Genomic DNA, 13,175 nt, shown 5'->3' with positions numbered 1-13,175 from the left:
TTAAGGGGCGACTGATTGCATAATCAAGCCACAAATATAAGCCATGTAAGTACCCACACCGTAACCTAACACCGCCAGTAGTACGCCCACCGGGGCCAATGAGGGGTGAAAGGCTGATGCCACCACCGGCGCTGATGCGGCGCCGCCGACATTGGCTTGCGAACCCACCGCCATGTAGAACAACGGCGCTTTGATCAGTTTGGCGACAATCAGCATCAAGCTGGCATGGGTAAGCATCCAAATAGCACCCACTACGAAATACAGCGGGCTGTCTAAAATAGCGGTAATATTCATGTGTAAGCCGATGGATGCGACCAAAATATAGAGGAAGCTTGAGGCCACCTTTGACGCTCCAAAAGCCTCAATATGGCGCACCCGAGTGAAGGATAAGCTAATACCAATAGTGGTTGAAATCACTATCAGCCAGAAAAACTTACTATTTAGGCTGTATTCCTGAGCCCACGCAAATTGATCAAAGTAAGGGGCTAACAAATCACCGCAAAAATGGGCAAAGCCGGTAATACCAAACGCGATGGCAATAATGGTCATGTAGTCATTCAGTGTGGGCATCCGCGCATGCTCAGCATGGTAGGCTTCGACCCGCTTTTTCAAATCCTCAATGGCAGTGGTGTCGGCACCCGTTTTCGCATCGATGGCTTTGTGATTCCCGGCCATTAGCAACAGTACCGCCATCCATAGATTGGCAACAATCACATCCACTGTCACCATGGCTGAGAAGATATCGCCGCCAACCTCGAACATCTCTTTCATTGATGCTTGGTTAGCTCCGCCACCAATCCAGCTGCCGGCAATTGTCGTCATTCCCCGCCACACGGCATCAGGGCCATGACCGCCAACCGCTTCAGGGTAGATGGCACTCATCACTAAAATAGCTAAAGGCCCGCCAATCACAATGCCCACGGTGCCGGTTAAAAACATAATCAGCGCCTTAGGGCCGAGATTAATAATCGCTCTTAAATCTATGCTAATGGTTAATAATATCAAACATGCAGGTAGCAAAAACCGCGAAGCAACGTAGTAAACATTGGAACTGTGGCCGTCAACGATGCCAAAAGTATTAAGCAACGACGGTAAAAAGTAGCACAGTAAAAGCGCGGGAACATACTTATAAAACTTTTGCCAGAAACGATGCTGGCTATGTGCCGTTTTAAATATAACGCCGAGGATCACGGCGAGCATACCCATCACCACCGCATCGTTGGTGATCAGTGCCTCATGAGGTTGAGCCATAAAAAATCCTTACCCTAATGGAGTGTGTTGTTATTGTTATCCAGCTCGTCAATTTGATGACGGACTAGCTCAATGGCTGGGTCGTCGGGACATTCATCGACAAAAAAACGTAAATCAGCCTTGGCCAGTTCTGGTCGGTCAATTTGGTTAAGCAAGTACCCTCTGTCGCGCCGCTCATAGGGATCATCACCGAGTAGTTCAATCAGTAATTCCACACAGGCAAGCGCGTCGCCAAAACGTTCAGCACCGATAAAAGCCCATTTTTGATGCGCCAGATACAGCTTATATGCCTCTTCATCGAACACCATCTCAGGTAATGTCTCATTATCAGTTTCCACGTTTTCAGGCTGCAAATGCCATATCTGTTGCCCAGAGGCGGGTTCTATGAGGTAGTATTCCTGTGCACTAAACGATACCTGCACCATAACACTTTGATCAATCAGTGCAATATCGGCGTTAAAGCGACAATGTTCTAAAATAGCTTGCAGTACAATCGCCAATGACAGGCTGTTACCTGTGCGGTATAGCAAGGTAAAATAAACACTGTTTAGGCGATACTCTGGCATCTCTTGCTGCGTGCCACTGAAGCTCCAGTCACTGTAAAAACAATCAACGATAGCATCAAGCGCTTGGTGTTTATCGCTGTAACGCGCATACACCTCGCTGGCGGCTTGTTGTAACTGTTTGAGTTGAGCAAAGGCATCATCAACATTAGCTTGTGCATGCCACCGAGCTTCAGCTTGAATACACTGAGTGATGGCACTGACACTGTAGCTGTGCTCTAGATCGAATTGGTCATCTAACCACACATCAGACATAGAATAGGGTACATCTCACGAGCTAAAAAAACTGAGCGCTAGTTTACCTAGGATCGTGAAGATATACCAATTTCGGCGGTTTTTAGTGGTTAATTGTTAACTAAAGAAGCCAGATTTCGACCCAGCCAAGTAGCCAATCGCTAAAAGCACGAGGGTATTAACCCCTAACCATAACCATTTTTTGCCTTGTGTAGGCGCTTTAAGCAGCTTAAAACCGATAACAATGTAAGCGACCACTAAAATAATTTTTTGCCATAGCCATGGCACTGCAAGGGGGTTGATACTGGCCACCACAAGCAGCGCAATCGCACTCAGTAGCAGCAAGGTGTCAACAATATGGCTGGATATAAATACTGCTTTATTCGCAGCAATTTTACCACCACCGATACGTGAGAAAGCGCGGGTGTAAAAAAGCACCACACTCAAGACTACAAACAACACATGGGTGTGTTTTAGTGCAATATAATCCATACCATTCCTTAATCTGGGTAGCGCGCTAGAATTGTTTCTAGCGTGTCTAGTTTTTCAATAAATACATCTACGAGCTTGGGCTCAAACTGGGTCCCGCGTAAGCGTTGAATTTCTTCCACGACTTCGGCTTTACCCCAAGGCTCTTTGTAACTGCGCCGATGACGTAAGGCATCATAGACATCTGCCAACGCCACTATGCGACCAAACACGTGAATATCTTGGCCTTTTTTTCCTTGCGGATAGCCACTGCCATCCCACCACTCATGATGCTCTTGAGCAATCGTGGCTCCTGCTTGTACTAAGGGCCGTTTAGAATCCGCTAAAATAGTGTAACCTTTTTGCGCATGCTGTTTCATCACCTGCCATTCGTTTTCATCGAGCTTCCCTGGCTTATGTAAAATAGCGTCAGGCACGCCCACTTTGCCAACATCATGCAGGGGAGACGCACTGCGCACCAGTTCACACTCTTGCTCGCTCAACCCCAAGCCCCGCGCCAACTCATAGCAGATGTGCGACACCCGGCGCACGTGATTGCCTGTCTCGTTACTGCGCTGCTCTAACGCCTCGCTTAAGCGCCACACCAACTCCTGCTGAGTGTCTTCTATTTCCGATTGCAGCTGTACATTTTCATACGCAATTTGTACGTTCTGAGCAAAGATTTCAATTAAGTGTCGTTGCGTGGTGGTCAGATTTTTAGGCACCCCGGAGATATAAAGCAAGGCGCTGTTATTGTATTGGCTAGAGCAATGGGCAAACAGATAATCGTCTTTATAAATAATGGTTTTTTCATTGAGCGCTTGAGTACAGGCGCTAAACTGTTCTGCACTGAGAACTTGATCTAGAGATTTACCTTCACTTTGTTCAAACTCCCCCTGACCGGCAAAAACCACTAAATTTTTCGCATCCTTTTGCTCACTGCTGGCCACTAAAGAGGTCGCATACATGGCCTTATCAACTGAGCCGAGTAAAGAAGTGAGCTGCTGAATTACTCCGTGAATAAAGGTTTCCATGGAGTGTGAAGCAAAAATATCTCGCGAAGCGGTGATAATTTTTTCCAGTCCTTGGCGCGATTGCTCGATGGCTAAAATGTCACGATACGAGCGCAGGCTGGACATCACTACGGTGAACAGCTTTTGCGCTGTCAGTTCGGTTTTCGACTTGTAATCGTTGATATCGTAATTAACGATGACTTGGCGCTCTGGCGCCTGGCCGGGCTGACCTGTTCTGAGAATAATACGCACATGATGGTTTTTGGCTTCATGGCGGATGTACTCTGCCACCTTCAAGCCGGCATCATCGGTTTCCATAACCACATCGAGTAGCACAATGGCTGCGTCTGAGTGCTGATTAATTAGCTGCTTCGCTTCGCTGCCTGAGTAGGCACTGATAAACTCCAGCCGTTTTTCTTGGAACTCGAAATCACTTAGCGCGAGTTTCGTCACAGCATGGACTTCTGGTTCATCATCAACAATAAGGATTTTCCAAGTTCCAAGGCTATCTTGCTCGACTTCTTCAATTTCCTCATCACTGAATAAAAAGTCTTCGGACATGTTAGTTCCTTTTAAAAATCAACGACCAATGTCACTCCCTAAGCATAGGCCTAAGCTGTGTATTCAGCCAAGGTGATGCGCTCATTTTGACCTAAATCGACCACAGTCCGCGCATTAACGTACCCGTAATTAGTCAACAGTTGCCGTACAGCCTGCCCTTGCTCGAAGCCATGCTCTAACATCAGCGTTGCACCTGGGTGCAAATAAGCGCGTGCTTGGGCAATGATATGGTCAATATCGGCTAAGCCATTGTCTTTGGCAACCAAAGCGCTGAGAGGTTCATAGCGCACATCTCCAACACTCAGGTGAGGGTCGCTCTCATCGATATAGGGCGGATTACTAACAATAAGGTCAAAGCGCTGAGCGACAATAGCACTGAACCAATCGCTCTGGTAGATGCGCACATTTGCAATACCAAGGGACTGTTGGTTGTGCATGGCTAAGGTAACGGCATCGGCACTGGCATCAACCCCTTGCACCTGCCATTGCTGACGTTCACTAGCCAGCGCCAAAGCAATTGCCCCTGTGCCTGTACCGAGGTCTAAAACCTGCGCATTCTCAGGTAGGTCGAGCGCCAACGCCTGTTCAACAAGCGTCTCGGTATCGGGTCTCGGTATTAAGGTGCTACTGTTGACGGCTAATGGTAAGGACCAAAATTCGCGGGTGCCCGTTAAGTGGGCAACTGGCACCCCTTGCAAACGCTGACTTAATAGCTTTTCAAACTCACGCAGTTGACGCTCGTCGAGGGCCTTATCGCCCCAAGCAAATAGGTAGGAGCGTGGTTTACGCAACACGTGCAATAACAAGACTTGTGCATCTAGGCGTGGTGATTCACTACTGCCTGCGAGCGCCGTTGCTGCATTGCGCAACACGGTATCGATAGTCGAACTCGACAATTAATCGTCACCCATTGCAGCAAGCAAGTCGGCTTGGTGTTCTATCAATAGTGGGTCGATCACAGCGCCTAAATCACCGGCAACCACCTCATTCAAACGATACAGGGTGAGGTTAATACGGTGGTCAGTAATACGCCCTTGTGGGTAATTGTAGGTACGAATACGCTCAGAGCGGTCGCCACTGCCCACCAAATTACGACGCTGGCTGGCCTCTTCTGCCTGACGTTTTTCTGTTTCCGCTTGCTCCAAGCGAGCAGCAAGAACCGACATTGCTTTAGCGCGGTTTTTATGTTGTGAACGTTCATCCTGACACTCAACCACAACGCCTGTAGGAATGTGGGTAATACGAATAGCAGAGTCAGTTTTGTTAACGTGCTGTCCACCGGCACCCGAGGCGCGGAAGGTATCTACTTTAATATCTGCGGTATTAATTTCGATGGCTTCGGCTTCTGGGATCTCAGGCATCACCGCGACCGTACACGCAGAGGTATGAACACGCCCTTGCGATTCCGTCTCAGGCACACGCTGCACTCGGTGCGCACCGGATTCAAACTTTAGCTTACCGTATACGCCGTCGCCTTTGATATTGGCAATCACCTCTTTATAACCGCCGTGTTCACCTTCGTTAGCGCTGACTAGCTCTACTTGCCACTTCTGAGTTTCTGCATAGCGACTGTACATACGGAATAGATCGCCTGCGAAAATAGCCGCTTCATCACCGCCCGTACCGGCCCGCACTTCTAAAAACACATTGTTGTTATCACGAGGGTCGCGAGGCAACATCAATACTTGCAATTGCTCTTCTAGGCTCTCCACTTGAGCTTTTGCTTCTTTGTATTCTTCTTGCGCCATTTCACGCATATCAGGATCGGAATCTTTGAGCATTTCTTGTGCTGTGCTCACATCTTCTTGTGCTTGCTGATAGGCGGTAAAGGCTTTAGCCACTTCTTCTAATTCTGCATATTCTTTGGACAAAGCACGAAACCTGTCTTGATCGCCTATCACTTCGGGATCACTCAGTAGCGCTTGAACTTCTTCATAACGCTCCACCAAGGTTTCTAACTTGCGGTATACCGACTCTTTCATGTGTTTGCTATTCCTGGTTAATTCCTAACATTTTTTGCATTTGTGCCAGCTGCCCCACTTCGCCTTTCTCGGCCGCATCTTTAATTGCCTTAGTAGGCGCATGCATCAGTCGATTAGTGAGTTTATTAGCGAGCTCAACCATTATTTTCTCTGGCTCTTTGCCACTGGCTAGCTGAGCCATTGCTCGCTCAAGGAGTTGTTCTTTCGTTTGCGTCACATCATTACGATAATCGCGGATGAGTCCCACTGAATCGAGAGACTTTAGCCAATTATCAAACTCACTGACTCGCGCGGTGATAATCTGCTCGGCTTCTTTTGCTGCTTGCTCTCGCGTTGCCATATTTTCGCTGACGATCGCTTGCAAGTCATCCACTGAATATAAATAGGCGTTATCCAGCTCCGCCACTTGGCTTTCGATATCCCGTGGAACAGCGATATCAATCAACAGCATAGGCTTGTTTTTACGCTTTTTAAGCGCCTGCTCAATCACCCCTTTACCGATAATGGGCAACGTACTGGCCGTTGAGCTGATGACAATATCGGCCTGTGGTAATTGTTCCGGCAACTGTGCTAAGGATATCACGCCAGCGGCGAACTCGTCGGCTAAATTTCGGGCACGGTCAATGGTACGGTTGGCAACAGTCATTGATTGGGGTGAGTGCTGATGAATATGTCTGGCAACCAGCTCAATGGTTTCACCAGCGCCAATGAGTAGCACACGCGTGTTATCTAGCTTGCCATAAATATGTTTGGCTAAATTCACCGCAGCGTAGGCCACCGACACCGCACTGGCACCAATATTCGTCTCGGTACGCACCTGTTTCGCGACAGAGAACGTTTTTTGAAATAAGCGCTCGAATAAGACTCCAACACCGCCATTCTTTTTAGCGCTGGCGTACGCTTGTTTTATTTGCCCAAGAATTTGCGGCTCACCCAGTACTAATGAATCAAGACCGCAGGCCACCTTCATCAAATGATAGATAGCTTGGCTGTGATCAAAGCTGTACACGTTTTCCGCCAGTTCTTTGCTATCAAGTTGGTGAAACTGCGCGAGCCACTGCAACACTTGCTCCGGTGTACCGCTCTCAAGTGAACAATATATTTCAGTGCGATTGCAGGTCGAGACGATCACGGACTCGGCAAACTCATCTTGCATTGTGAGTTGCTGTAGTGCACGGTCAAGTTGTTCGGGAGAGAAGGCAACTCTCTCGCGCAAATCAACCGATGCTGTTTTGTGATTAATACCCAGTGCGACTATGGTCATGGTGGACAACTATTGCTTAACAACCAATTTTATTAAATACTTACTCATTCTTTAAATTAGCGCATAGATGGATAGCTTCTGCCAAACGGATTTTATCGATGGCAGTAAACGAATTCGTCGACGCTAAATGAAAATCGCTTGCAATAACATTGGTCTGAACCTGCTTCAAGCGAATAATTTTACGAAAATCAAGCGAATAAGGAAAGGCGGGAAAGACATTTGATTAACTTTCGATTGATTTTGCTGGTGTTTTTTTTGTTTCTCACAGGCTGTGTACAAACAATCCCGGAATCCACACCACCTAGCGACACTTGGCGCACCTCCCTTAAGCAAATAAAACACTTTCGCAGTGAAGGTAAAATGGCGTTTATTTCACCACAGAAGCGGCAATCAGCTAATTTTGTTTGGCAACAACAAGACGATGAATACAGCCTCGATTTAAACACCTTTATCGGCACCAACGTTTTGCGCTTAAAACGCCACCCCTATATCGTTGAGCTGGATATCGATGGCGAACAATACCAAGGACATAACGCACAGAGCTTGGTGTATCGTTTAAGCGGTTGGCTGTTACCTTTAGATACCCCAGAACAATGGCTGCTAGCGGCCTACGACGCCGAGTCAGCTCAGTTTGATCAACAACAACGCGTACGCAGCGCCAGCTGGCTGAGCCCGGATAATCGTCAGTGGCAGATTCGTTACCAAAATTACGAGGCTATTCAGGGCGTTTGGCTACCAACGCGTATCACCCTGAGCCACGATACTCTGCGCGTTAAGTTATTAATTAATGAATGGCAACTGCAATGAACTCATGTGCACTTAGCGTGATAGCACCGGCTAAACTTAATTTGTTTTTGCATATAACGGGGCGTCGGGATGACGGCTATCATGAATTGGAAACCCTTTTCACTTTTCTTGACCACGGCGATGAGTTGCATTTTCAACCACGCCAAGACTCACGCCTCGAGTTGGCGCCAATGAATGGCGTGGCCAACGAGGAGAACCTTATTTTACGCGCCAGCGAACTTTTGCGCCAAGCCTATCAGCAGCGGGGGCTCGAAGTGTGCGGAGTGAATATTGATATCGACAAGCGATTGCCTATGGGCGGCGGCGTCGGCGGTGGTTCATCGGATGCGGCAACAACCCTACTTGCTCTTAATTCACTGTGGGGCAAAAAGCTGAGCCTGGATGAGCTAGCAGAATTAGGCATTCAACTCGGTGCCGATGTGCCGGTGTTTATAGGCGGGCACAGTGCCCTAGCACGAGGGGTTGGTGAACAATTACAAGCGGTTGATGTACCACAACACTGGTATTTGGTAGTACATCCACAAGTGCATATAAGCACCGCAGCGGTATTTGGCCACCCTGATTTACCTCGAGATAGCGCCCCCCTACCACAGCAATGGCAGCATGCAGAGCATAGAAATGACTGTGAAGCACTGGTCAAAAAGCTCTACAGCGAGGTTGAAAAAACACTGCAGTGGTTGCTAAAATACGCCCCGTCGAGAATGACTGGCACTGGGGCGTGTTGTTTCGCCGCGTTCGATAGCGAGCGCGCAGCGTTAGACGTTCTAGAAAAGCTGCCCACCGAGTGGCAAGGCTTTGTTGCCAAAAGTTTAAATCAATCTCCTGCTCATACAGCGCTTGGTTTAAACTAATGTAGAAGTAAAGTGTTTAAGTTAGCCTGCAAATTCACTTGCATGTTAGTCCAAAATTTCAGTGCCCGAGGAACCCTACCGTGCCAGACATGAAGCTCTTCGCTGGTAATGCAACGCCTGACCTAGCTCAAAAAGTTGCAAAACGTTTATATATCGAACTAGGCGATGCCGAAGTTGGTCGTTTTAGCGACGGTGAAATCAGTGTATCTATTAATGAAAACGTCCGTGGCTCGGACGTTTTTATTATCCAGTCTACCTGTGCGCCGACCAACGACAACCTGATGGAATTAATCGTCATGGTTGATGCGCTGCGCCGCGCTTCAGCTGGGCGTATCACCGCTGTACTGCCGTACTTTGGTTATGCCCGTCAAGATCGCCGTGTGCGTTCTGCTCGTGTGCCAATCACTGCCAAAGTTGTTGCTGATTTCTTATCAAGTGTTGGCGTCGACCGTGTGCTAACGGTAGACCTCCACGCCGAGCAAATCCAAGGCTTTTTCGATGTGCCGGTGGACAACGTATTTGGCAGCCCTGTACTTATCGAAGACATGGCTCAGCGTGATTTTGACGACGTAGTCGTCGTCTCACCTGACATTGGTGGCGTAGTTCGCGCCCGTGCTATTGCGAAGTTACTTGATGACAAAGACCTCGCTATTATTGATAAGCGTCGTCCTCAAGCCAATGTGTCTCAGGTTATGCACATCATTGGTGATGTCAAAGGTCGTGACTGTATTATCGTTGATGACATGATTGATACTGGCGGCACACTCTGTAAAGCTGCTGAAGCATTAAAAGAACATGGCGCTAAACGCGTGTTTGCTTATGCTACGCACCCAGTATTATCCGGTAATGCAGCTGAAAACCTGCGTAATTCAGTAATTGACGAAGTCATTGTCACCGACTCAATTCCGTTGTCAGATGAGCTTAAAGCCTTGGACAATATCAAGGTATTAACCTTAGCTGATATGATGGCCGAGACCATCCGTCGTATTAGCAACGAAGAATCTATTTCGGCGATGTTTGAGCACTAAAGCTGCTTCGCCGATGAGCTCAAATAGAAAACACCGCCTCGGCGGTGTTTTTTTTATTCTGCTGTTTATTTTAACCAAGGCCGGTGGTACTATAGCGCGCCTTTTTTAATTGGCTGTGGTGTTACATTGCTTGCCAATTGGGTTAAGGCCTTTGGTCGCGAAGGTCTTACACTATATTAATTTGATAATTTGGAGACATCATGTCTAACGATTTTTACACATTTGATGCAGAAGTACGTACAGAGCTAGGTACTGGTGCGAGCCGCCGCCTACGTCGTGCAGACAAAGTTCCTGCGATCCTTTACGGTGCAGGCAAAGACGCTGTATCACTAACGCTTGACCACAACAAAGTGAACCAAGCACAAGACCACGAAGGTTTCTACACGCACATTCTTACCCTGAACATCGGTGGTGAGTCTGTTGAAGCGATTCTTAAAGACATTCACCGTCACCCGTTCAAGCCTAAGATCACGCACTTAGACTTCCAACGTGTTGACCCGAACTCTAAGATCCACACTAACGTGCCAATTCACTTCATCGGTGATGAAGAAGTTAGCAAAAAAGGTGCAACTGCTGTTCACCAACTAACTGAAATCGAAATCACGTGTCTACCTAAAGCGCTACCTGAGTTCATCGAAGTAAGCGTAGCTGACCTAGTTCCTGGTGATTCACTACACCTATCTGAGATCAAACTACCAGCAGGTGTTGTTTCAGTAGAACTAGCTAAAGGCGCTGACCATGACCAAGCGGTTGTAACTGTCAACGCTAACAAAGCTGCTCCAGCTGAAGACTCAGAAGAAGCGTCTGATAGCGACGCAGAATAAGGTTTAAGGTGTTAGCACCTTGAATACTATTCAAATGCTAGTGGGCCTGGCTAATCCAGGCCCCGAATATCAAAAGACCCGCCATAATGCAGGGGCCTGGTTTATCGAAGAACTGGCCGCACGCTATAACTGCACTCTAAAACCTGACGCAAAACATCACGGCTTAACCGGCAAAGTTATTATCGGTGACAGCGAATTTAAGCTTCTGATTCCAACCACTTATATGAATCTCAGTGGTAAATCTGTGGCCAGTTTAGCTAACTTTTACAAAATCCCCGTTGAGCATATTCTTGTTGCTCATGACGAGATGGATTTAGAACCGGGCATCGCTAAGTTAAAAAAAGGCGGTGGACACGGCGGTCACAACGGACTAAAAGATATCATTGCGAAAATGGCTAACAACAAAGAATTTATGCGTTTGCGTATAGGTATTGGCCACCCAGGTCACCGTGATAAAGTGACCGGTTGGGTGTTAGGTAAGGCGCCTCAAGCTGATCAGGAGAAGATCGACGCCGCAGTTGATGAGGCTGTGCGCTGCATGGATATTTTGGCGAAAGACGGTGTGCTTAAAGCACAAAACAGACTCCACTCATTTAAGCCATAATGACGCGTGGCTTGAACACAAACAGGTATACATAATATGGGTTTTAAATGTGGTATTGTTGGCTTGCCTAATGTTGGTAAATCAACCCTTTTCAACGCGCTTACCAAAGCTGGTATTGAAGCGCAAAACTTCCCCTTTTGTACTATCGAGCCAAATACAGGCGTTGTTCCAGTACCCGACGCACGTTTAAATCAGCTTGCAGAGATTGTTAACCCACAACGTGTTCTACCTACGACCATGGAGTTCGTTGATATCGCTGGTTTGGTAAAAGGCGCTTCGAAAGGTGAAGGTCTAGGGAACCAATTCCTCGCCAATATTCGCGAAACCGATGCGATTGGTCATGTTGTGCGCTGCTTTGAAAATGACAATATTGTCCACGTTGCCGGGCAAATCGACCCTGCCGATGATATTGAAGTTATCAACACTGAGCTTGTTTTGGCTGACATGGACAGTGCTGATAAAGCGCTACTACGTCAAGCAAAGAAAGCCAAAGGCGGCGACAAAGACGCAAAATTCGAGATAAGTGTGCTTGAGAAAGTAAAAGCGCATTTAGATGAAGGCTTAACACTGCGCTCACTCCGCTTGGAAAAAGAAGAAAAAGCAGCCATTGATTACTTAAACTTCTTAACCATTAAGCCAACTATGTACATCGCCAATGTCAACGAAGATGGCTTTGAAAATAACCCGCATTTAGAAACCGTGCGCGAGATTGCTGCGAATGAAGATGCTGTGGTTATTCCGGTTTGTGCAGCCATAGAAGCCGAACTATCAGAGCTCGAAGAAGACGAGCGCAACGAATTTATGGAAGATTTAGGCCTTGAAGAACCAGGCTTAAACCGAGTGATTCGTGGCGGCTACGAGTTGCTACAGCTGCAAACTTACTTCACTGCGGGCGTCAAAGAGGTTCGTGCTTGGACGATTCCTGTTGGTGCAACAGCGCCACAAGCAGCAGGAAAAATACATACGGATTTCGAAAAAGGCTTTATCCGTGCACAAACAATCGCGTTTGATGACTATATTGAATACAAGGGCGAAAATGGCGCAAAAGAAGCCGGAAAAATGCGTCAAGAAGGCAAGGACTACATTGTTAAAGATGGCGATGTGATGAACTTCTTGTTCAACGTGTAATAAACACCGCTTCAATAAGCCCGCTTAATTAGCGGGCTTTTTTGTTTGTGAGTGAGAAAAAGAAGCTGTTTTTTATTCGCTTCGCTTGTTTTTCAGGCAAACAATTCATCCTCGTTATGTTTTTACTAAAAAGGTGTTGACGCGCTTTCGGCAGATCAGCATAATACGCCCCGCATCAGCGATGATGAACAAGTAAAAGTTGGCTACGTAGCTCAGTTGGTTAGAGCACATCACTCATAATGATGGGGTCCCCTGTTCAAATCAGGGCGTAGCCACCATTTTCTTTCTACCAATAAGAAAATGGAAATTACTTTATGCGGAAGTGGCGGAATTGGTAGACGCGCTGGATTTAGGTTCCAGTATCTTCGGATGTGAGAGTTCAAGTCTCTCCTTCCGCACCATGTTCTTGATAAGAACTGAAATTATCATTTTCTGTAGCTGGAGTATCGCCAAGCGGTAAGGCAGCGGGTTTTGATCCCGCCATTCCCAGGTTCAAATCCTGGTACTCCAGCCAACTTTTCTGAAGTTGAGGAATGAGCTTAGGCTTAAGTTCCAAAATGCTCCAGATTATATTGCGGAAGTGGCGGAATTGGTAGA

General features: G+C 47.3%; 13 protein-coding genes and 3 tRNA genes. 9 read left to right on the top strand and 7 right to left on the bottom strand.

Annotated features, from left to right (window positions below):
* The 7 genes from W04_RS18160 to hemA form a co-directional block, all read right to left on the bottom strand.
* The gene (locus tag W04_RS18160; RefSeq protein ID WP_022944694.1) at positions 1–1,251 is read right to left on the bottom strand and encodes a DUF819 domain-containing protein; all 1,251 of its coding nucleotides are present in this window, start codon (positions 1,249–1,251) and stop codon (positions 1–3) included.
* A 14-nt stretch (positions 1,252–1,265) separates the two neighbouring features.
* A complete protein-coding gene (locus W04_RS18155) occupies positions 1,266–2,069 on the bottom strand; it encodes a tetratricopeptide repeat protein (RefSeq protein ID WP_053911872.1) in 804 nt (267 codons plus the stop codon).
* A gap of 96 nt (positions 2,070–2,165) precedes the next feature.
* Positions 2,166–2,540 (bottom strand): SirB2 family protein, encoded by a 375-nt coding sequence (locus W04_RS18150; protein WP_053911871.1) that lies wholly within the window; start codon positions 2,538–2,540, stop codon positions 2,166–2,168.
* Positions 2,541–2,548: 8 nt separating this feature from the next.
* Positions 2,549–4,090, bottom strand: coding sequence for a response regulator (locus W04_RS18145; RefSeq protein ID WP_053911870.1), 1,542 nt, complete (start codon positions 4,088–4,090; stop codon positions 2,549–2,551).
* Positions 4,091–4,140: 50 nt separating this feature from the next.
* A complete protein-coding gene (gene prmC / locus W04_RS18140; RefSeq protein WP_053911869.1) occupies positions 4,141–4,986 on the bottom strand; it encodes a peptide chain release factor N(5)-glutamine methyltransferase in 846 nt (281 codons plus the stop codon).
* Positions 4,987–6,072 carry a peptide chain release factor 1 gene (gene prfA / locus W04_RS18135; RefSeq protein ID WP_045979734.1) on the bottom strand — a complete coding sequence of 362 codons (1,086 nt, stop codon included), beginning with the start codon at positions 6,070–6,072 and terminating at the stop codon, positions 4,987–4,989. It lies immediately after the preceding gene.
* A 7-nt stretch (positions 6,073–6,079) separates the two neighbouring features.
* On the bottom strand, positions 6,080–7,336 hold the full coding sequence (hemA, locus tag W04_RS18130) for a glutamyl-tRNA reductase (protein WP_045979735.1): 1,257 nt from the start codon (positions 7,334–7,336) through the stop codon (positions 6,080–6,082).
* Positions 7,337–7,555: 219 nt separating this feature from the next.
* Here hemA and lolB point away from each other — a divergent pair, with 219 nt between their 5' ends.
* The 9 genes from lolB to W04_RS18085 all read left to right on the top strand — a co-directional run bounded on the left by lolB (position 7,556) and on the right by W04_RS18085 (position 13,092).
* Complete coding sequence (gene lolB, locus W04_RS18125; protein WP_022944687.1) at positions 7,556–8,143, top strand: lipoprotein insertase outer membrane protein LolB; 588 nt, start codon at positions 7,556–7,558, stop codon at positions 8,141–8,143.
* Positions 8,140–8,994, top strand: a complete 855-nt coding sequence (gene ispE, locus W04_RS18120; protein ID WP_053911867.1) for a 4-(cytidine 5'-diphospho)-2-C-methyl-D-erythritol kinase — start codon at positions 8,140–8,142, stop codon at positions 8,992–8,994. The genes lolB and ispE overlap by 4 nt, the downstream gene beginning before the upstream one ends.
* Before the next feature lie 80 nt (positions 8,995–9,074).
* On the top strand, positions 9,075–10,022 hold the full coding sequence (locus W04_RS18115; RefSeq protein ID WP_022944685.1) for a ribose-phosphate pyrophosphokinase: 948 nt from the start codon (positions 9,075–9,077) through the stop codon (positions 10,020–10,022).
* Positions 10,023–10,222: 200 nt separating this feature from the next.
* On the top strand, positions 10,223–10,846 hold the full coding sequence (locus tag W04_RS18110) for a 50S ribosomal protein L25/general stress protein Ctc (protein WP_022944684.1): 624 nt from the start codon (positions 10,223–10,225) through the stop codon (positions 10,844–10,846).
* Between the two features lie 19 nt (positions 10,847–10,865).
* Positions 10,866–11,450 (top strand): aminoacyl-tRNA hydrolase, encoded by a 585-nt coding sequence (gene pth, locus W04_RS18105; RefSeq protein WP_022944683.1) that lies wholly within the window; start codon positions 10,866–10,868, stop codon positions 11,448–11,450.
* Between the two features lie 36 nt (positions 11,451–11,486).
* Positions 11,487–12,578 carry a redox-regulated ATPase YchF gene (ychF, locus tag W04_RS18100; protein ID WP_022944682.1) on the top strand — a complete coding sequence of 364 codons (1,092 nt, stop codon included), beginning with the start codon at positions 11,487–11,489 and terminating at the stop codon, positions 12,576–12,578.
* Positions 12,579–12,779: 201 nt separating this feature from the next.
* Positions 12,780–12,856, top strand: a tRNA-Met gene (locus tag W04_RS18095).
* 38 nt (positions 12,857–12,894) lie between these two features.
* Positions 12,895–12,979: transfer RNA gene (locus tag W04_RS18090), tRNA-Leu, on the top strand.
* Positions 12,980–13,017: 38 nt separating this feature from the next.
* Positions 13,018–13,092: transfer RNA gene (locus tag W04_RS18085), tRNA-Gln, on the top strand.
* Positions 13,093–13,175: the final 83 nt, after the last annotated feature.

The sequence above is a fragment of the Pseudoalteromonas sp. SW0106-04 genome (assembly GCF_001293805.1).
Classification (GTDB): Bacteria; Pseudomonadota; Gammaproteobacteria; order Enterobacterales; family Alteromonadaceae; genus Pseudoalteromonas; species Pseudoalteromonas ruthenica.
This window is presented reverse-complemented; position numbering and strand designations above follow the sequence as displayed.

Excerpts from the sequence above, each read along its gene's own strand:
- W04_RS18160 (WP_022944694.1), bottom strand. The coding sequence starts at position 1,251 with ATGGCTCAACCTCATGAGGCACTGATCACCAACGATGCGGTGGTGATG.
- W04_RS18155 (WP_053911872.1), bottom strand. The coding sequence starts at position 2,069 with ATGTCTGATGTGTGGTTAGATGACCAATTCGATCTAGAGCACAGCTAC.
- W04_RS18150 (WP_053911871.1), bottom strand. The coding sequence starts at position 2,540 with ATGGATTATATTGCACTAAAACACACCCATGTGTTGTTTGTAGTCTTG.
- W04_RS18145 (WP_053911870.1), bottom strand. The coding sequence starts at position 4,090 with ATGTCCGAAGACTTTTTATTCAGTGATGAGGAAATTGAAGAAGTCGAG.
- prfA (WP_045979734.1), bottom strand. The coding sequence starts at position 6,072 with ATGAAAGAGTCGGTATACCGCAAGTTAGAAACCTTGGTGGAGCGTTAT.
- hemA (WP_045979735.1), bottom strand. The coding sequence starts at position 7,336 with ATGACCATAGTCGCACTGGGTATTAATCACAAAACAGCATCGGTTGAT.
- ispE (WP_053911867.1), top strand. The coding sequence starts at position 8,140 with ATGAACTCATGTGCACTTAGCGTGATAGCACCGGCTAAACTTAATTTG.
- W04_RS18110 (WP_022944684.1), top strand. The coding sequence starts at position 10,223 with ATGTCTAACGATTTTTACACATTTGATGCAGAAGTACGTACAGAGCTA.
- ychF (WP_022944682.1), top strand. The coding sequence starts at position 11,487 with ATGGGTTTTAAATGTGGTATTGTTGGCTTGCCTAATGTTGGTAAATCA.